This window comes from Bradyrhizobium brasilense, from assembly GCF_029714345.1.
In the GTDB taxonomy this organism is placed as follows: Bacteria; Pseudomonadota; Alphaproteobacteria; order Rhizobiales; family Xanthobacteraceae; genus Bradyrhizobium; species Bradyrhizobium australafricanum.
In genome coordinates, this window is sequence record NZ_CP121669.1 from 91,582 (window position 1) to 110,219 (window position 18,638).

The 18,638-nt window shown below is 67.3% G+C and carries 15 protein-coding genes; 4 read left to right on the plus strand and 11 right to left on the minus strand.

Going from position 1 to position 18,638, the window contains the following annotated elements; all coding sequences use genetic code 11:
• Nucleotides 1-12 precede the first annotated feature (12 nt).
• Together QA635_RS00395 and QA635_RS00400 are read right to left on the minus strand one after the other, a co-directional pair.
• Nucleotides 13-1,026, minus strand: coding sequence for a DUF2891 domain-containing protein (locus tag QA635_RS00395; protein ID WP_283066108.1), 1,014 nt, complete (start codon nucleotides 1,024-1,026; stop codon nucleotides 13-15).
• Nucleotides 1,023-1,946: a hypothetical protein gene (locus QA635_RS00400; RefSeq protein WP_283066110.1), complete on the minus strand. Its 924-nt coding sequence runs from the start codon at nucleotides 1,944-1,946 to the stop codon at nucleotides 1,023-1,025. Before QA635_RS00400 ends, QA635_RS00395 begins: the two co-directional genes overlap by 4 nt.
• A 57-nt stretch (nucleotides 1,947-2,003) precedes the next feature.
• Between QA635_RS00400 and QA635_RS00405 the strand changes: the two genes are divergently transcribed.
• The 4 genes from QA635_RS00405 (at nucleotide 2,004) to trxA (ending at nucleotide 10,094) form a co-directional block, all read left to right on the plus strand.
• Nucleotides 2,004-2,960, plus strand: coding sequence for a LysR family transcriptional regulator (locus tag QA635_RS00405; protein WP_283066111.1), 957 nt, complete (start codon nucleotides 2,004-2,006; stop codon nucleotides 2,958-2,960).
• Between the two features lie 80 nt (nucleotides 2,961-3,040).
• Nucleotides 3,041-6,187 carry a double-strand break repair protein AddB gene (addB, locus tag QA635_RS00410; RefSeq protein ID WP_283066114.1) on the plus strand — a complete coding sequence of 1,049 codons (3,147 nt, stop codon included), beginning with the start codon at nucleotides 3,041-3,043 and terminating at the stop codon, nucleotides 6,185-6,187.
• The gene (gene addA / locus QA635_RS00415; protein WP_283066115.1) at nucleotides 6,181-9,657 is read left to right on the plus strand and encodes a double-strand break repair helicase AddA; all 3,477 of its coding nucleotides are present in this window, start codon (nucleotides 6,181-6,183) and stop codon (nucleotides 9,655-9,657) included. Before addB ends, addA begins: the two co-directional genes overlap by 7 nt.
• Before the next feature lie 116 nt (nucleotides 9,658-9,773).
• Nucleotides 9,774-10,094, plus strand: a complete 321-nt coding sequence (gene trxA, locus QA635_RS00420) for a thioredoxin (protein ID WP_016847387.1) — start codon at nucleotides 9,774-9,776, stop codon at nucleotides 10,092-10,094.
• A 158-nt stretch (nucleotides 10,095-10,252) separates the two neighbouring features.
• On the opposite strand, the gene QA635_RS00425 is transcribed toward trxA, so the two are convergent.
• From QA635_RS00425 to sppA, 9 genes are all read right to left on the minus strand, one after another.
• Nucleotides 10,253-10,993, minus strand: coding sequence for a metallophosphoesterase family protein (locus tag QA635_RS00425; RefSeq protein ID WP_283066116.1), 741 nt, complete (start codon nucleotides 10,991-10,993; stop codon nucleotides 10,253-10,255).
• A 148-nt stretch (nucleotides 10,994-11,141) separates the two neighbouring features.
• Entirely contained in the window at nucleotides 11,142-12,386 is a 1,245-nt protein-coding gene (locus QA635_RS00430; protein WP_425249223.1) for a bifunctional folylpolyglutamate synthase/dihydrofolate synthase, read from the minus strand.
• A 95-nt stretch (nucleotides 12,387-12,481) separates the two neighbouring features.
• Complete coding sequence (gene accD / locus QA635_RS00435; protein WP_057020415.1) at nucleotides 12,482-13,423, minus strand: acetyl-CoA carboxylase, carboxyltransferase subunit beta; 942 nt, start codon at nucleotides 13,421-13,423, stop codon at nucleotides 12,482-12,484.
• A gap of 104 nt (nucleotides 13,424-13,527) precedes the next feature.
• Nucleotides 13,528-14,364 carry a tryptophan synthase subunit alpha gene (gene trpA, locus QA635_RS00440; RefSeq protein WP_283066121.1) on the minus strand — a complete coding sequence of 279 codons (837 nt, stop codon included), beginning with the start codon at nucleotides 14,362-14,364 and terminating at the stop codon, nucleotides 13,528-13,530.
• On the minus strand, nucleotides 14,361-15,578 hold the full coding sequence (trpB, locus tag QA635_RS00445; RefSeq protein ID WP_057020413.1) for a tryptophan synthase subunit beta: 1,218 nt from the start codon (nucleotides 15,576-15,578) through the stop codon (nucleotides 14,361-14,363). The genes trpA and trpB overlap by 4 nt, the downstream gene beginning before the upstream one ends.
• The gene (locus tag QA635_RS00450; protein WP_283066123.1) at nucleotides 15,575-16,234 is read right to left on the minus strand and encodes a phosphoribosylanthranilate isomerase; all 660 of its coding nucleotides are present in this window, start codon (nucleotides 16,232-16,234) and stop codon (nucleotides 15,575-15,577) included. Before QA635_RS00450 ends, trpB begins: the two co-directional genes overlap by 4 nt.
• A 75-nt stretch (nucleotides 16,235-16,309) precedes the next feature.
• On the minus strand, nucleotides 16,310-16,696 hold the full coding sequence (locus QA635_RS00455; RefSeq protein WP_283066126.1) for a lipopolysaccharide assembly protein LapA domain-containing protein: 387 nt from the start codon (nucleotides 16,694-16,696) through the stop codon (nucleotides 16,310-16,312).
• An 84-nt stretch (nucleotides 16,697-16,780) separates the two neighbouring features.
• Complete coding sequence (locus QA635_RS00460) at nucleotides 16,781-17,110, minus strand: integration host factor subunit beta (RefSeq protein WP_016847379.1); 330 nt, start codon at nucleotides 17,108-17,110, stop codon at nucleotides 16,781-16,783.
• Between the two features lie 174 nt (nucleotides 17,111-17,284).
• Entirely contained in the window at nucleotides 17,285-18,262 is a 978-nt protein-coding gene (gene sppA, locus QA635_RS00465; protein WP_283066127.1) for a signal peptide peptidase SppA, read from the minus strand.
• Nucleotides 18,263-18,638 lie beyond the last annotated feature (376 nt).

An 18,638-nucleotide genomic window follows, 5' to 3' on the forward strand; every position in this document is an offset into this window, starting at 1 on the left:
CGGCGCCCGTCGTCATCCCTCGGCATCGATCGCGAGCACGGCGAAGCTCGCAAGCCAGTGTTCGCCCATATAGTCGCTCGCGATATGCGGCAGGCCGGCGTTGAGATGGCGTCGCGCAGCCTCCTGCAGGATCGGACGACGGGCATCGGCCGCCGGCAACGCATCGGCCAGCGCCCGCCAGCACCATGCGCGGCTGAGATTGAGCCCGTCGAGATGCGCCAGCTTGCCGTCCGTGCGATCGGTGACCATGGCGGGCCGGAACAGGGTTGCGGGTTCGCGCAGCTCGAGCCGCGGCAGGAAGCGGTCGAACCAGGGCAGGAAGTCACCCGGTGCCAGCAGCCGGCGCATGCACTCCGCTTCGATCAGCGCGGACGACTGGAAGTCATCACCGCTCGGCTCACCCCAGGCGGGGCAGTCCTGATCGGCGCCGTACCAGCGCAGCGCTGTGTCGCGCAACAGCGCGCCGAACGCATCGTCCTGTATCACCGCGGCGTAGTCGGCTGCCATGCGCAGTCCGAACGCGGTGTTGAAATGGGTGCCGACCCGCACCGGATAGGTGGCGAGCGGCAGGAAATCGCGGTAGCGCTGCGCGAAGATCTCGGCGAGCGGAGCGATTCGATCGCGCCAGTTGGTGTTCTCGACGAGCGAGAGCTCTGCGGCGAGCTTCAACAGCCAGCCCCAGCCGTAAGGCCGCTTGAAGCCGCGCGCGGTCGGGGCGGCGAGATAGCTGCATTCGGCCGCGATCTTCTCCGCAACGAACTGCGCGTCGAACAGCGCGCGGATATCGTCCGCCGCCTCGGATGAGGGATAGCGGCGCAGCAGCCGGGCAAGCATCCAGTAGCTGTGGACGCAGGAATGCCAGTCGTAGCTGCCGAAGAACACCGGATGCAGCTCGCGCGGCGTGCGCGCATCCTGTGGCCCCGCCAGCACGTGATCCGGCTTGTTCGGATATTCGCGCGTGACATGGCCGAGCGCGATGCGCGCGAAACGGACGGCGAGGTCTTCGGTCAGGATCGTCGCGCTCATGGTGAGGCATTCTCCTTGCACTCGCGGCGAACAAGCATCTCGATCAGCCGCGGCGTCATATAGATCGGAAACTGCGTGGCGGCGAAGAACAACGCCGTCATCGGCGACACCGCAGCGCCCATCGCCGACCAGACCAGTCCGACATTGCGGTTGCCGAGAATGAGGCCGCTGGTCAGCCGCGCAGCCAGATTGCCCGGCGTGAGCAGCGCGCCACACAATTGCAGGGCGAGATTGCAGCCGAAGGCAAGGCCGACGCAGGTGAACGCGGCGGCCGGTTGCGCTTCGATCTGGGTGCGCACCCCCGCCATGGTGGCGATCGCGAACAGCAGCAGCGAGGCGAGCACGAGCGCGTCGATGATGCGCGCATGCTGCACCAATCGTGCGGCGGCCTGACGGCGCAGCAGCAACGCCAACGCGCCGGCGCCGCCGACCAGCAGCGCAAGCCGCATCGCAAGCGCCAGCGGATCGAGCGCCAGACCGGCAAATCCCGCGGCGATCAGCGGCACGGTGACCGGCGCCAGCGCCATCGACAGCAGCGTCACGGCAAGCGGAATGGTCGCATCGAAGCCGAGCATGCGCGCGACGGCCGCCGTGCCGCTCGACGGCGGCGCACACACCGACAGCACCAATGCGACGATCAGCTCCGGTCGAAAGCCGGCGCCGCGCGCGGCAAGGCCGACTGCAAGCGGGCTCGCCAGCATGGCGAGCGCCGGCAACAGCAGCCAGACCAGCGGCCGCCGCAACGCGCGCCGGAACGCCGTGCCGTCGACCTGGAGGAAGGTGCCGAGCACCAGAACGAAGATCGCCGCCGCCATCAGCGGGCGCACGCCATCCGCCAACGCAGGGAAAGCCAATCCTGCCAGCACGCCGATGATCAGCAGTGTCGGCCCGCGCGGCACCAGCCTCGCAAATCTCGCCAAATTCCTGGGTCCCGTCGTCATGCCCGGCCAACGAGCATAGGCCCGGGCAAATCATTGTTGAAATCGATTATTGTTATATGCACTATTGCCACGATGAATTTAGCCGCCATCGATCTCAACCTGCTGGTCGCCTTCGAGGCGCTGATGGAGGAGCGCCACGTCACCCGGGCGGCCGAGCGCATCGGGCTCGCCCAGCCGTCCATGAGCAGCGCGTTGCGGAGGCTGCGTGCGCTGTTTGCGGACGAGCTGTTCCTGCGCGCCGGCGCGGGCATGCAGCCGACCGAAAAGGCGCTGGCGCTGGCCGGGCCGATCGGCGAAGCGCTGCGGCAGATTCGGGGCGCGTTGGCGCCCGCTCAGGGCTTCGATCCGGCGATCGCGCGACGGCGCATCACCATCGCCGCGACCGACTATGGCGATCTCGTTGTGGTACCGGAACTGACCCGGCTGCTGCGCATCGAAGCGCCCGGCATTGACCTTGCCGTGCGCCCGCTCACCGATGCGACGGTGGCGCTGGCGAAGCTGGAGCGCGGCGAGCTCGATGCGCTGATCGGTGGGCACCTGCCGGAATCGCTGCGCTGTGTCCGGCACCGGCTGTTCGAGGAGCGCTTCGTCTGCGTCCGCGATACCGCGCGCACGAACCGATCGGAGCGCCTCAGTCTGGAAGATTACGCGACCTTACCGCACGCGCTGTTCTCGGCGGCCGGCGGCGACGGCCTGCCGAGCGTGATCGACGCGCTGCTGGCGCGCCATGGACTGAAGCGGCGGGTGGCCGTGACGCTTGCGCATGTGGTGGCCGTTCCGTTCGCCGTGGCCGGCACCGATCTCATCGCCACGATGTCCGAGCGCATCGCCCGGCGCTTCACGCATCTGGCCGACATTGCCGTCGTCGCGCCGCCGATCGACATCCCCGCCTTCGCGATCGACCTGATCCATACGAGCCGCGCTGCCCGGGATCCGGCGCTGCGCTGGTTCCTGGATGCCGCCGATCGCTGCGCCGGCCGACTGCGATATTGAGCGGTGACGGTTCTCTGACAGGGGTGGCTAACGACGGCCGCCGCTCCCTATATTGGCGCCGGATTCGAATCAGGCAGCCCATGCGCGTCTTCAGTGTTCCCGTTTCTGCGCCGTTCCTGCGCACCGTCATCTCGGCGCTGGTCGATGGCCGGCTGGTCGCGGGATTCGAGGCGCAGAGCGATCCGGCAAGGCTCGCCAATGCCACGCTGTATCTGCCGACCCGCCGTGCCGGACGGCTGGCGCGGGAAATCTTCCTCGACGTGCTCGAGTCGGACGCCGCCGTGCTGCCGCGCATCGTCGCGCTTGGCGACATCGATGAGGACGAGCTCGCCTTCGCCGACCAAGGCGAGGACGTCGGCGGCGCCGCGCCGCTGGAGATTCCGCCAAGGCTCGGCGAGCTCGAGCGCCGGCTGACCCTGGCGCATCTGGTCGCGGCATGGGCGAAGACGCCGGTCTCGGCGCCGCTGGTGGTCGGCGGGCCGGCCTCGACGCTGCAACTCGCCGGCGATCTGGCGCGGCTGATGGACGACATGGTGACGCGCGGCGTCGACTGGCGCGCGCTCGACCGCCTGGTGCCGGACCAGCTCGACAAATATTGGCAGCATTCGCTCGACTTCCTGCGGATCGCGCGTGACGCCTGGCCCCGCTACCTCAAGGAGATCGGCCGGATCGAACCCGCCGCGCGCCGCGATCTCCTGATCGAGGCGGAGGCGGCGCGGCTGACCGCGCACCACGCGGGCCCGGTGATCGCGGCCGGTTCGACCGGCTCGATGCCGGCGACGGCGAAATTCCTGCACGCGGTGGCGAAGCTGCCGAACGGTGCCGTGGTGCTGCCCGGGCTCGACACCGATCTCGACGAGGACTCCTGGGACACGATCGGCGGCGAGCGCGGCGACGACGGCAGGTTCGTAACGCCGCCCTCGTCGAACCATCCGCAATTCGCGATGCACGCCTTGCTCGACCGCTTCGGCATCAAGCGCCGCGACGTCGAGAGCCTTGCCGAGCCGGCGCCGCTCGGCCGCGAGGTGCTGGTGTCGGAGACGATGCGTCCCTCGACCGCGACCGCGCAGTGGCACGACCGGCTGGAACGGCCGGAGATCGTGGCGCGGATTTCCGCCGGGATGACGAACCTCACCGTGGTCGAGGCGCCCAATCCGGAAATGGAGGCGCTGGCGATCGCGGTGGCGATGCGCGAGGCGCGGCATCTCGGCAAATCGGCCGCGCTGGTGACGCCGGACCGCGCGCTGGCGCGCCGCGTGATGGCGTCGCTGACGCGCTGGAAGCTCGAGTTCGACGATTCCGGCGGCGATGCGCTGACGGAAACGCCGGCCGGCGTGTTCGCCCGCCTGACCGCGGAGGCGGCGGCCAAGGGGCTGGAGCCGCCAACACTGCTCGCGCTGCTCAAGCATCCGCTGTTCCGCCTCGGCGGTTCGCATGGCGCGCTGCGGCGCGCGATCGAGGTGCTGGAGATTGCGCTGCTGCGCGGCACGCGGCCGCAAGCCGGGACCGGCGGCCTCGCCCGCGACTTCGCGCGCTTCGGCGCCGAGCTGGTCAAGCTGCACGGCGGCGAGACCTCGTCGCTGCATGCCATGGAGCCGCGCGCCCGGCTGCGCGACAACGAGCTCAACCGGGCGCAGGACCTGATCGCCAGATTGCAGGCGGCGCTGGCGCCGCTCGAAGGCATGGCGTCGTCAAAACCCCATGATTTCGCCGAGCTCGCCGCGCGCCACCGCGAGGCGCTGATCGCGCTGTCCGGCGACCAGAACGGCGTTGCGGTCGTGTTCGAGGAGCGCGCCGGTGCGTCGCTGGCGTCCGCGTTCGACGAGCTGCTCGCCAAACAGCAGCCGAGCGGGCTGATGACGCCGCTCGCCGATTATCCCGAGGTGTTCCAGACCGCGTTCGCCGACCGCATGGTGCGGCGACCGGAATCGGCGCGCGCGCAGCTCAACATCTTCGGCCAGCTCGAAGCCCGTCTCACCGAATCCGATCGCGTCATCCTCGGCGGCCTGGTCGAGGGCGTCTGGCCGCCGGCGCCGCGGATCGATCCGTGGCTGAGCCGGCCGATGCGGCATGAGCTCGGGCTCGATCTTCCCGAGCGCCGCATTGGGCTGTCCGCGCACGACTTTGCGCAGCTGCTCGGCCATGACGAGGTGATCCTCACCCACGCCGCAAAAGTCGGCGGCGCGCCGGCGGTCGCCTCGCGCTTCCTGCACCGGCTCGAAGCGGTCGCCGGCGAGGCGCGCTGGAAGGCCGCGACATCGGCCGGCGAAACTTACGTGCAATATGCCGCCGAGCTCGACCGGCCCGACAAGGTCGAGCCGATCCCGCAGCCGGAGCCGCGGCCGCCGCGCGAGGCACGTCCGCTGAAAATGTCTGTCACCGCGATCGAGGACTGGCTGCGCGATCCCTACACGATCTACGCGCGCTATATCCTCGATCTCGATCCGCTCGACCCCGTCGACATGCCGTTGTCGGCGGCCGATCGCGGCTCGGCGATTCACGAGGCGCTCGGCGAGTTCACGCAGGTCTATGCCGACGCGCTGCCCGCTGACACCCTGCGCACGCTGCGCGAGATCGGGGCCAAATACTTTGCGCCGCTGATGGAGCGGCCCGAGGCGCGGGCGCTTTGGTGGCCGCGCTTCCAGCGCATCGCAGGATGGTTTGCCGAATGGGAGCAGGCCCGGCGCGGCAATATCGCTTCCATCAAGGCCGAGATCCGCGGCGAGATCGGCATCCCGCTCGACGATGCCAGGACCTTCACGCTCTCGGCGCGCGCCGATCGCATCGAGCGTCGCGATGACGGCAGCTTTGCGATCCTCGACTACAAGACCGGCCAGCCGCCGACCGGCAAGCAGGTGCGTATGGGCCTGTCGCCGCAGCTCACCCTGGAAGCCGCGATCCTGCGCGAGGGCGGCTTCGCCGACATCCCGGCCGACTCCTCGGTCGGCGACCTCGTCTATGTCAGGCTGAGCGGCAACAACCCGCCGGGCGAGCAGCGTTCGCTGGAACTGAAGATCAAGACCAGCGACACGCCGCAACCGCCCGATGAGGCCGCCGACAGCGCGCGGCGCAAGCTCGAGGCCCTGATCCGCGCCTTCGACGACGAGCAGCAGGCCTACACCTCGCTGAATCTCTCGATGTGGGCGAACCGCTACGGCGCCTATGACGACCTCGCACGCATCAAGGAATGGTCCGCCGCCGGCGGCCTGGGAATCGAGGAATGGTGAAGGCTATCAGGCCCATCCCGCCCGCCGTGCGCGACGCGCAGGCGCGCGCGTCCGATCCGAAAGCATCGACCTTCGTGTCGGCCAATGCCGGCTCGGGCAAGACCCATGTGCTGGTCCAGCGCGTCATCCGCCTGCTGCTGTCGGGCGTGCCGCCGGAAAAGATCCTCTGTATCACCTTCACCAAGGCGGCTGCCGCAAACATGGCCGAGCGCGTCTTCACGACGCTCGGCCATTGGGTGACGCTCGACGACGCCGGGCTCGACGCCGCGATCCGCGAAGCCGGCATTGCCCATCCTTCCGCCACGCTGCGGCGCGAGGCGCGCAAACTGTTTGCCTGCGCGCTGGAGACGCCCGGCGGCTTGAAGGTGCAGACCATCCACGCGCTGTGCACCCGCCTGCTGCAGCAGTTTCCGTTCGAGGCCAACGTGCCGGCGCGCTTTGCCGTGCTCGACGATCGCGACCAGAACGAGATGATGGAGCGCGCCAATCTCGCGGTGTTCCTCGAGGCGTCGCGGATTCCCGACAGTCCCATCGGCCGCGCGCTGCGGACGGCGATGGCAAATGCCGCCGACGTCACCTTCAAGGAGGTGGTCCGCGAAGCCTGCCTCAGCCGCGACCATTTCATGGCCTGGACCGATGCCGCCGGCAACGCCGCGGCCGCCGCCGCGCAGATGTCGGCCGCGCTCGGCGTCTCCTCTGACATTCGCATCGAGGAGGTCGAGCGCGAGATCGTCGACGGGCCGAACCTGCCGCGCGCGAGCTGGAAGGAGATGGCGATGCTCCTCGATACCAGCAGCAAGGCGGATCAGAAGCAGGCCGAACGGCTGCGGAGCGCGCTGACCTTCACCGGTGCAGCCCAGGTCGACGAATATCTCGGCGTCTTCCTGACCGATGAACGCGCCCCGCGCGCGTCTATCGTCACCAACAGTTTCATCAAGAAAAATGCGGTCGCGGGCCATCGGTTCGAGGCGGAGATCGATCGGCTCGGTCCCTTGATCGAACGCCGCCGCGCGGTGGTCGCGCGCGACCGCACCGAGGCGCTGATCCACATCGCGACCGCGGCCGCCGCGCATTACCGGCGCGAGAAGCTCGAACGCGGCCTGCTCGACTATGACGATCTGATCGACAAGACGCTGGCGATGCTCGACCGCGTCTCGTCGGGCTGGGTGCATTACAAGCTCGACCGCGGCGTCGATCACGTGCTGATCGACGAGGCACAGGATACGAGCCCCCGGCAATGGGACATCGTCGCGCACATCATCTCGGAATTCACCTCCGGCGCCGGCGCGCGCGACAGCCTGGTGCGCACCGTGTTCGCGGTCGGCGACGAGAAGCAGTCGATCTTCTCGTTCCAGGGCGCGGCGCCGCGCGAATTCGACCTGCGCCGGCGCGAGCTGAAGCGGCGGTTCGAGGAAGCCGGGCTGAAATTCGACCCGGTGTCATTCACCTATTCGTTCCGCTCGGGGCCGGTGATCCTGCACTCGGTCGACCATGTGTTCCGCGAGCAGGAGATCTTCCGCAGCATTCATGCGGTCGAGAACGGCTATCCGATCCACAATGCGATGGGCGATGCCGGCCCCAGCCAGATCGAGCTGTGGGATCTCGCCGTGGCCGACGATCGCCAGGACATCGAGGGCTGGCGCGCGCCGTTCGACGGCGTCTCGGTGACCAGCCCCGAGGTGAAGCTGGCAAGGCGCATCCAGGCCGAGATCAAGCGCCTCGTTGCCAGCGGCACCATGACCGGCAGCGCCGGCGGACGGCGGCCGCTCAGCTATGGCGACATGCTGATCCTGGTGCGGCGGCGCGGCAACGCCTTCGACGCGGTGATCCAGGCGCTGAAGCACGCGGGCATCCCGGTGGCCGGCGCCGACCGGCTGAAGCTGACCGAGCACATCGCGATCATCGACCTGATGAACCTCGCCGATGCGCTCCTGCTGCCGCAGGACGATCTGGCGCTCGCGGTGGCGTTGAAGAGCCCACTGTTCGGCCTCGACGACGACGATTTGTTCAAGCTGGCGTATCAGCGTCGCGGCTCGCTGCGCGAGGCACTGGCCGCGCAGGCACCGACCGACGAACGATTTTCGGCCGCGCTGCGCCGTCTCGAACAATGCGAGCGCCGCTTCACCCAGGAGACGCCGTTCGCGTTCTACGCCTGGCTGCTCGGCGGCGATGGCGGGCGGGCGCGCATCCTGCGCCGGCTCGGCCATGAAGCTAACGACGCGCTCGACGAATTCCTCGAGCTTGCGCTGAGCTATGAGCGCAAGGCGCCGGCCTCGCTGCAGGGCTTCGTCGCCTGGCTGCGCGCCGCCGACACCGAGGTGAAGCGCGATATGGAGATTTCGCGCGACGAGGTCCGCGTCATGACCGTGCACGGCGCCAAGGGCCTCGAGGCATCGGTCGTGTTCCTGGTCGACACCACGACCTCGCCGTCGGACACGCAGCGGCTGCGGCTGATCCATCTGCCGCAGGGCAATGCCGCGCCGAACGCGCCCGGCGTCGTGGTGTGGGCCGGCAAGAAGGCCGAGGATCCGCCCGGTGTCGCCGAGGCGCGCAAGGCGATGCTCGGCGATACCGAGGACGAATATCGCCGCCTGCTCTATGTCGCGATGACGCGCGCCGCCGACCGGCTGATCGTCGGCGGCTGCATGCCGGGCAACATGAACACGGTGCGGAAATCCTCCTGGTACGATCTGATCACCAAGGGCCTCGCCAGTTCCGGGCTCAGGCTCGAGGAGCTGGAGACGCCAGGCGGCAAGGTGATGCGCTATTCGCGGCCGGATGACGTCGCCGATCTCACCGGCGCGACTGCGTCGGCGGCCGCGGTACCGATCGCGTTGCCGTCCTGGCTGCGTGCTGCGGCCGCACCGGAAGCATCGGCGGCGAGCATGCTGCGTCCGTCCGATCCGGCTGATGACGACAGCCATCCGATCCGGACCGGCGAATCGGTGCTGCTGCGTGCCCGCGCCCTGCAACGCGGCACGCTGGTGCACCGGCTGCTGCAGTCGCTGCCCGACGTCGCCCTCGAGCGGCGGCGCGCCGCCGCGCTCGGCTACCTCGCGCGCAATGCCGACGGCTGGAACGAACAGGAGCAGGTCGCGCTCGCCGATCAGGTGCTCGGCCTGATCGCCGATCCGCGCTTTGCCGTCGTGTTCGCGCCCGGCAGCCGCGCGGAAGTCTCGATCGTCGGGCGGCTGGAGCGGCCGGGCCAGCCGAAGGCGCTGGTCTCCGGCCAGATCGACCGCCTGGTGGTGACGCCGACCGACGTCCTGATCGTCGATTTCAAGACCAACCATGCCCCGCCCAGGACGGCAGCCGAGGCGCCGCGGGGCTATGTCCGGCAGCTCGCGCTGTACCGCGCGGTGCTCGCCAGGCTTTATCCCCAGCTGCCCGTGCGGGCCGCCCTGCTCTGGACCGAAACGACTGAAATCATAGAGATTTCCGCCTCCGCGCTGGACGCTGCCCTGGCATAAGTTCATGTCGGCGTGAGCAAGCTTGACCCGGCAAGGGGGCGTTCATAGGTTTGACCCATGCTCCTGGGCGCGATTCCCAACCGCGCCCTTTTGTCTCAACCGAACGAGGTACTCACATGGCCGTTGGCAAGGTTTCTGACGCCGATTTCGAAGCCGAAGTGCTCAAGGCGACCGGGCCGGTGGTCGTCGACTTCTGGGCCGAGTGGTGCGGCCCCTGCCGCATGATCGCGCCCGCTCTCGATGAGATTTCCGGCGCGATGGGCGACAAGGTCAAGATCGTGAAGCTCAACGTCGACGAGAGCCCGAAGACCGCATCGAAGTATGGCGTGATGTCGATCCCGACCCTGATGATCTTCAAGGGCGGCGAGATGGCGTCCCGCCAGGTCGGCGCCGCGCCGAAGGCCAAGCTGCAGCAGTGGATCACCGCTGCGGTCTGATCCGATTCGAATTAGCTGATTTGTGCAAACGGCCGGCGATGAGCCGGCCGTTTTGTTTGCGCGCTTCGTAGCCCGGATGGAGCGCAGCGCAATCCGGGAATGCCGTGCCCGCGGATGTCGCGGTCCCGGATTTCGCTGCGCTTCATCCGGGCTACGGATCAGCGAATCCACCCCGTCGCCAGCGCCGAGGCGAGCTCGGCCTGGCCATTGCGCTGCGCCAGCGCCGCCATTGCCGCGTGGTCGTAGGGGATGTGGCGGAAGGTGACATCCCAGCCACCATCGACCTGTTCGAGGATCGCATAGCGCGCATCGGGCGAACCGGCCTCCACGACATGCGGATGCGGCTTGCCGACGCGATAGCCGGGCGAGCCGACGCTGCCGGGATTGACGATCAGCCGGCCGTCGCGAAGCCGCACGGCGCGCGCAGTGTGCGTGTGGGCGCAGAGGATCAGCGATTGCAGCACGCCGGCCGCTCTCGCCTCGATCGCTTCCAGCGGGGACATGCAGACTTCGCCGCTCGGCAGCACCGTCTCGAGCCAATAGGTCTCGTCATCCTGGGGCGTTGCATGACAGACGAAAACCTCGTCGCGATAGATCGAATTCGCCGGCAGCGCGCGCATCCAGTCGAGATGCCGCGGCTCGAGCTGGGTATAGGTCAGCCGCTCCCAGGAGCCCATTTTCTCGTGCGGACGGTCGATCAGGTAGCGGTCATGATTGCCGAGCAGATGGACCGCATCGAGCGCCATCAGCATATCGATCGTCGGCCGGGCGTCGAGCGGTCCGCTCACCATGTCGCCGAGATCGACGATGTCGGAAATGCCCTGCGCGCGGATGTCCGACAGCACGGCTTCGAGCGCGAGATGGTTGCCGTGGATGTCGGCGATCGCAGCAAAACGCATGGTGTCTCATCCTTAGGCGCAACGTTTCCTGAGCGCAGGTTCACGCAAACCGTAGCCCGGATGGAGCGAAGCGTAATCCCGGGCCCTGTGTCCGCGGATCGAGCCTTCCCGGATTTCGCTTCGCTGCATCCGGGCTACGACACAAACGTTATGCAGGAGGCGTGCCGTTGGCCGCAAGCACGGGACCGGCCAGATACAGCGAGCCCGTGATCAGGATGCGCGGCGGCACCTCATAGGCCAGCACCGCAAGCCGTTGCAGCGCGGCGGCGACGCCATCCGCGATCTCGACCCGCATGCCGAGCGCTCGCGCGGCATCAGCCAGTCTGTCCGGCGCCATGCCGTTGTCGCGGCCGGGCACCGGGACCGCAATGATGTGGCGGGTCAGTCCGGCGAAATTGGCGAGGAATGCGTCGGCATCCTTGTTGGCCATCATCCCAACGATCACGACCAGCGGCCGCGACACGCGCTCCTCGAGATCGCCGAGCGCTGCGGCCGCGACGCGGCCGCCCTCGGCATTGTGTCCGCCGTCGAGCCAGACCTCGGAGCCCTGCGGCCCCTGTCCGACGAGAGTGCCGGAAACCAGCCGCTGCATTCGCGCCGGCCATTCCGCATTGACGATGCCGGCTTCAAAGGCCGCGATGTTGAGCTTGAATGCGTCGATCGCGCGCAGGGTCGCGATCGCAAGGCCCGCATTATCGAACTGGTGCCGGCCGAACAGTTTCGGCGCGGCGAGATCCAGCAGGCCGCGCTCGTCCTGATAGACCAGCCGGCCGCGCTCGACGCCGACATGCCATTGCTGGCCGGCCGCATGCAGCGGCGCGCGCATACGGTTCGCCTGCGCCTCGATCACGGCCATCGCATCCGGCGCCTGCTCGGCACACACCACCGGCACCTTGCGCTTGATGATAGCGGCCTTCTCGCCGGCGATTGCCGTCAGATTGTCGCCGAGGAACTCCATGTGGTCCATGCTCACCGGTGCGATCACCGAGGCGAGCAGCGCCTCGACCACATTGGTCGAATCGAGCCGGCCGCCAAGCCCGACCTCGAGCAATGCGACATCGGCAGGATGCTTGGCGAACAGGCAGAAAGCCACCGCCGTTTCCATCTCGAAGATGGTGATGGGACTATCGGCGTTGACGCGCTCGCAGTGCTCGAACGTCTCGCGCAGCTCATCGTCACCGACCAGCTTGCCGCCGCCGACGGCGCCCAGCCGGTAGCATTCGTTGATCCGCACCAGATAGGGCGAGGTGAAGACGTGCACGCGCAGGCCCGATGCCTCCAGGATTGCGCGCAGATAGGCGATGGTCGAGCCCTTGCCGTTGGTGCCGGCGACATGGATCACCGGCGGCAGCTTGCGCTCGGGATGGTCGAGCCGCTCCATCAGGCCGCGCATGCGATCGAGGCTGAGATCGATGCGCTTGGGATGCAGCGCCGATATCCGCGCGATCAACGCCTCGAACGAGGCTTGCGGTGAGGCGGCGCTTGCGGTCACGCGTGCGGCGCAGCCGGCACCGTCTCCGGCGCCGTGACGATCTGGGCCGGCTCGGTGACCGCGGCCTTGGGCTTCGATGCGGATTCAAGCGCCGGCGCCTTGGTCAGCAGGCGGCACAGCCGCGCCAGCGTGGCCTTCATCTCGTGGCGGTGCACCACCATGTCGACCATGCCGTGCTCGCGGAGATATTCGGCGCGCTGAAAGCCGTCCGGCAGCTTCTCGCGGATGGTCTGCTCGATCACGCGCGCGCCGGCAAAGCCGATCAACGCACCGGGCTCGGCGATCTGGATGTCGCCGAGCATCGCATAGGACGCGGTGACACCACCGGTGGTCGGATTGGTCAGCACCACGATGTAGGGCTGGCGCGCCTCGCGCAGCATCTGCACCCCGACGGTGGTGCGCGGCATCTGCATCAGCGACAAGATGCCTTCCTGCATCCGCGCGCCGCCGGATGCGGCGAACACGATGAAGGGCGACTTCTTCTCGACCGCGAGCTCGAGCCCGCGCACCATGGCTTCACCGGCGGCCATGCCGAGCGAGCCACCCATGAAATCGAAATCCTGCACCGCGACCACGACGCCGGCGCCCTCGAGCTTGCCGTAGCCGACCTTGATCGCGTCGTTCAGCCCGGTCTTGGTGCGGGCGTCCTTGATGCGGTCGACATATTTGCGCTCGTCGCGGAATTTCAGCGGATCCGCCGTCACCTCGGGCAGCGCGACGTCGAACCAGGTCTCGTTGTCGAAAATCGACTTCAGCCGCGCCACCGCGCCCATGCGCATGTGGTAGTTCGAGCCGGGGATCACGAACTGGTTGGCCTCGACGTCCTTGTAGAACACGAGCTGCCCGGAATCCGGGCACTTGATCCAGAGGTTTTCCGGCGTCTCGCGCCGCAGGATGTTGCGGATCTTCGGCCGGACGACGTTGGTGAGCCAATTCATGGTTCGCTCCGAAATGCGGATCGGTTCCGCACCAGCTGGATATATGGCGGGCCGGGCGAGCCCGGCAAGCCGCCATTGGCGGCCTTGTTGCCGCAAAATGTGGCTTATTCAGCGGCCTGCTTGGCGCCCCGGACCCCCTGCGCCAGCGCCGACACCAGGTCCGCCACCGCGTTCACGGTCTTCGGCGTCGCACGGCCCTCGGCATCGAGGTTGGCGCGCACCACATCGACGATCGCGGTGCCGACCACCGCGCCGTTGGCGTTCTCGGCGATCGCGCGCGCCGTCTCCGGGGTGCGGATGCCGAAGCCGACGCAGACCGGCAGCTTGGTGTGCCGCTTGATGCGGGCCACGGCTTCCGCGACCACCTTCGAATCGGCCGTCGCGGCGCCGGTGATGCCGGTGATCGAGACGTAATAGACAAAGCCCGAGGTGTTGGCGAGCACCGCCGGCAGCCGCTTGTCGTCGGTGGTCGGCGTCGCCAGCCGGATGAAGTTCAGCCCGGCCTTCATCGCGGGGATGCAGAGCTCGGTATCTTCCTCCGGCGGCAGGTCGACGATGATCAGGCCGTCGACGCCGGCGGTCTTGGCGTCGGCCAGGAAGCTGTCGACCCCGTAGATGTAGATCGGATTGTAGTAGCCCATCAGCACGATCGGCGTGGCGTTGTCGTCCTTGCGGAAGTCGCGGACCATAGCCAGCGTCTTGCGCAGCGTCATGCCGCCCTTGAGCGCGCGCAGGCCCGCGGCCTGGATCGAGGGGCCATCGGCCATCGGATCGGTGAAGGGCATGCCGATCTCGATGACGTCGGCGCCGGCCTTCGGCAGTGCCTTGAGGATGTCGAGCGAGGTCTTGGCGTCGGGATCGCCGGCCATCACGAAGGTGACGAAAGCGGAGCGGCCCTGCTGCTTCAGCTCGGCGAAACGTGCGTCGATACGGGTGGTCACTTCTTCCTCGCCTTCAAGATGTCGCCGACCTGCGGCACGTCCTTGTCGCCGCGACCCGAGAGGTTGACCACCATCAGGTGATCCTTCGGCCGCTGCGGTGCGAGCTCGGACAGTTTCGCGATGGCGTGCGCTGATTCCAGCGCGGGGATGATGCCCTCGAGCCGCGACAGCAGCTGGAATGCGGCCAGCGCCTCCTCATCGGTCGCCGAGAGATACTTCACGCGGCCGGTCTCGTGCAGCCAGGCGTGTTCCGGGCCGATGCCGGGATAATCGAGGCCCGCCGAGATCGAATGCGCTTCCTCGATCTGGCCGTCGGCGTCCATCAAAAGATAGGTGCGGTTGCCATGCAGCACGCCGGGACGGCCGCCGGCGAGCGAAGCGGCATGCAGCTGCGTCAGTCCGTGACCGGCCGCCTCGACGCCGAAGATCTCGATCAAGGGATCGTCGAGGAACGGATGGAACAGGCCCATCGCATTGGAGCCGCCGCCGATGCAGGCGATCAGCGAATCCGGCAGGCGGCCCTCGGCCTCCTGCATCTGCTTGCGCGTCTCGTGGCCGATGATCGACTGGAAGTCGCGTACCATCATCGGATAGGGGTGCGGACCCGCCACCGTCCCGATGCAATAGAAGGTGTTGTGCACGTTGGTGACCCAGTCGCGCAGCGCGTCGTTCATCGCGTCCTTCAGCGTACGCGCGCCCGACTGCACCGGGACGACCTTGGCGCCCAGCATCTCCATGCGGATCACGTTCGGCTGCTGCCGCTCGACGTCGACCGCGCCCATATAGACCACGCATTCGAGCCCGAACCGCGCGCACAGCGTCGCCGTCGCCACGCCGTGCTGGCCGGCGCCGGTCTCTGCGATGATGCGCTTCTTGCCCATGCGGCGCGCGACCATGATCTGGCCGAGCACATTGTTGACCTTGTGCGAGCCGGTGTGGTTGAGCTCCTCGCGCTTCAGATAGATCTTGGCGCCGCCGAGATGCTCGGTGAGCCGCTCGGCGAAATAGAGCGGCGAGGGCCGGCCGACATAGTCCTTCAGATAGACATTCATCTCGGCCTGGAACGCCGGATCGGCCTTGGCGTCGGCATAAGCTTTTTCCAGATCGAGGATCAGCGGCATCAGCGTTTCCGCGACGAAGCGTCCGCCGAAAATGCCGAAATGCCCGCGCTCGTCGGGACCGCTGCGGAAGGAATTGGGCAGGTTTGGATTCATCGAACCATCAGTTCTTGGGTTGCGCGCGCGGCGCGGATGAAGGCGCGGATCAATTCGGGATCCTTGACGCCGGGCGTGCGCTCGACGCCCGACGAGACATCGACGCCGCCGGCGCCCGTGACGCGGACGGCTTCAGTGACGTTGTCGGCGTTGAGCCCGCCCGAGACCATGTAGGGCAGCGCAAGATCGAGATTTTCCAGCACGTGCCAGTCGAACGGCGCGCCGAGGCCACCCGGCCGCGTGGCATCCTTCGGCGCACGGGCATCGAACAGGATGCGATCGGCGACGCCGGCATAACCCGGCAGCGGCACAAGGTCGGCGGACGTCTCGACCGGCAGCGCCTTCATCAGCGGCAGGCCGAACTTCGCCTTGATGTCGCGCAGCCGCGCCGTGGTCTCCTTGCCGTGCAATTGCAGGATATCCGGCCGCAGCGTCTCGACGATGTTTCCCAGGGTCGCATCGTCGGCATCGACGGTCAGGGCGACCTTGACGGCGCGGCCCTTGGCGCGGCTGCCGAGCTCGCGCGCGGTCTCGAGGCTGATGTGACGCGGGGACGGCGGAAAGAATACGAACCCCACCATGTCGGCACCGCCCTCAAGCGCGACGTCGAGCGTCTCGCGCGTGGACAGGCCGCAGATTTTGACGAGCAGGGGCATGGTCTCGAAACGGGTCTCAAAACGGGTTTTCGGGCGGCCGGAACCGGGGTGGATCCCGGTCCGACGGGGCGGGTTCTACAACGTCGCGCCCTGCTTGTCTCGCCCGGCGGCCCCGTAGAAACCGAGCTGGGCCGGCGCCGGACGGCGCTGCGCGTCGTCCCGGGAGGCGGCGGCCCTGAGCTCGGCGAGCTCGGCGCGGACATGGCGGGCGTCAGCCTCATGCTGCCGGGCCGCGCGGCGCCAGCGCCCTTGCTTGAACCAGGTTCCGATGCCGCCCGCGATCACGCCCAGGATCGCGGAGGCGATAATGACGACGAACAGCGGCAGCGTGACCGCAACCGTGGGGGTCACCGAATTGAAGGGATCGAACGACACCGTCACCCAGTGACGGTTGGCGACTGCAAAAATGATGAAGATCAGTCCGAGCGGAATGACGACCACTGCCGTGAAGAACTTTCGCATGACCATCTCTCGCAGCGATGGAGCAAATGCGGGCATATCACCCGCAGCACGGCAACGCCTGACGTCGCGCCTTAGGCGTCGACCTTAAGCATCAGCCTTGGGCGCATCGACCTTGGCGGCGCCCGCCTCGGTCACGTCGCGGTTGAGACGCTCGCGCATTTCCTTGCCGGTCTTGAAGAACGGCACGCTCTTCTGGTCGACCGGCACATGCTCGCCGGTGCGTGGATTGCGGCCGGCGCGCGCCGGGCGGTGCTTCACCGAGAATGCGCCGAAACCACGCAGCTCGACACGGTCGCCACGTGCCAGCGCCGCGACGATTTCATCGAGAATCGCATTCACAATGTTCTCGACATCCCGCTGATAGAGGTGCGGGTTGTGCTCGGCGATGCGCTGAACAAGTTCGGATTTGATCATCGAAAGTGGGATCCGGGCTCTTGCGGAAACCCATTTCCGTGAAAATGCCGTGCACTGTCAAGACGCTAAATCGATTTAGAGCGTCGTGAAATCACGTGACAAATAGCCCAATTGGGGCATGCGGCGATTCCCGCAAAGCGGGAATAGCCTGACGAGCACGCCTTTGGCAGCCGATCAATTGGTTCCAGCCGGGCTCCACAGCGCCAGCATGCCGTCAAGCCCGAACCGGTCGACTGCCTCGGCCAAGCCGCCCTGCTCGATCCGCCGCGCGATGGCACCAAGACCGAACGCATCGAGCGTCACGGACGCCGCCGTGCGCAGGAAGGTCAGATCGCCGAACCGCGGATTAAGCTTGTAATTGCGCACCGGCAGGTCGCTTTTGACCTTCTTCTCGGCAACCAGCCAGGCGATCGCGGTCTTCTCGTCCCCCAGCTGATCGACCAGCTTGAGATCGACCGCCTGCCGGCCGGTGAAGACGCGACCGTCCGCCACCTTCTCCAGCAGGTCATCGTCCATGCCGCGCCGTTGCTTCACCAATCCACGGAACCATGCATAGGAATCCTTGACGAGACCGTCGATCGCGGCGCGGGCCTCCGGGCTGGTCGGCTCGAAGCCGTTGGGCGCCGCCTTCAGCGGGGAAGATTTGATCTCCTCCATCTTCACGCCGACAGTCTTGAGCAATTCCGAAACGTTCGGATACTGGAACAGAACGCCGATCGAGCCGACCAGCGAGGTCTGCTGGGCGACGATATGATCGGAGGCGATCGCCGTGATGTAGCCGCCCGAGGCGGCCAATCCCTCGACCACGACGACAAGCGGCTTCTTCGCCTTCAGCTGCATCAGCGAGTCGTAGAGCTGCTCGGAGCCCGCGGTGGTGCCGCCGGGCGAATTGATGTGCACGACAACAGCCGCATAGCTCGACTTGCCGAGCCGCTCCAGCGCCTCGACGCGATCCTGGTCGCTGCGGATCAGTCCGTCGATATTGACCCGCGCGATCGTGTTCGATGTCGAAAAGGTGCCGCGTCCGCCGGCGGCGACCACGCCCACGCCGACGATGGCCGCGATCGCAATGACCGCGGCGGCGACGCGCCAGAACGTCAGTTTGCGCCTGATGCGGCGGCGATCGACGATCACGTCTGAATCCAGCGACATCCGATCTCTCCAGAAATGGTCAGCGTGCAATCCGCGCGTTTTGCAGTCGCAGCGTCACTATCAGCTTAGCCAAATACATCAATTGCGACGCAATATGAAGAAAACAAGGCCCGGTATTCGGAGGCACTTGTAGCCCGGGTGCACGTGCGCTTGATCCCGGCCGCGCCCTAACCTCCCCTTGAAAAGGGGAGGTCGCTTTGCTCGCCAGAGCAAAGCGGGTGGGGATCAGCTCTCTCCATGAGCAGCATCGCCTGTGGCTGGACCCCCATCCCGTCCTTCCCCCTTTCAGGGGGAAGGGGAAGACAAATCCGTAGCCCGGATGAAGCGAAGCGTAATCCGGGAGGCTTCAGCAGCACGGATAGAAAGTCCCGGATTT

What these genes read in the sequence shown, in the direction of transcription:
- accD (WP_057020415.1), bottom strand. Translation starts at nt 13,423, where the DNA reads ATGAATTGGCTCACCAACGTCGTCCGGCCGAAGATCCGCAACATCCTG.
- QA635_RS00395 (WP_283066108.1), bottom strand. Translation starts at nt 1,026, where the DNA reads ATGAGCGCGACGATCCTGACCGAAGACCTCGCCGTCCGTTTCGCGCGC.
- QA635_RS00455 (WP_283066126.1), bottom strand. Translation starts at nt 16,696, where the DNA reads ATGCGAAAGTTCTTCACGGCAGTGGTCGTCATTCCGCTCGGACTGATC.
- QA635_RS00450 (WP_283066123.1), bottom strand. Translation starts at nt 16,234, where the DNA reads ATGCCCCTGCTCGTCAAAATCTGCGGCCTGTCCACGCGCGAGACGCTC.
- addA (WP_283066115.1), top strand. Translation starts at nt 6,181, where the DNA reads ATGGTGAAGGCTATCAGGCCCATCCCGCCCGCCGTGCGCGACGCGCAG.
- trxA (WP_016847387.1), top strand. Translation starts at nt 9,774, where the DNA reads ATGGCCGTTGGCAAGGTTTCTGACGCCGATTTCGAAGCCGAAGTGCTC.
- QA635_RS00460 (WP_016847379.1), bottom strand. Translation starts at nt 17,110, where the DNA reads ATGATCAAATCCGAACTTGTTCAGCGCATCGCCGAGCACAACCCGCAC.
- trpB (WP_057020413.1), bottom strand. Translation starts at nt 15,578, where the DNA reads ATGAATCCAAACCTGCCCAATTCCTTCCGCAGCGGTCCCGACGAGCGC.
- QA635_RS00425 (WP_283066116.1), bottom strand. Translation starts at nt 10,993, where the DNA reads ATGCGTTTTGCTGCGATCGCCGACATCCACGGCAACCATCTCGCGCTC.
- sppA (WP_283066127.1), bottom strand. Translation starts at nt 18,262, where the DNA reads ATGTCGCTGGATTCAGACGTGATCGTCGATCGCCGCCGCATCAGGCGC.
- addB (WP_283066114.1), top strand. Translation starts at nt 3,041, where the DNA reads ATGCGCGTCTTCAGTGTTCCCGTTTCTGCGCCGTTCCTGCGCACCGTC.
- QA635_RS00430 (WP_425249223.1), bottom strand. Translation starts at nt 12,386, where the DNA reads ATGCGCGGCCTGATGGAGCGGCTCGACCATCCCGAGCGCAAGCTGCCG.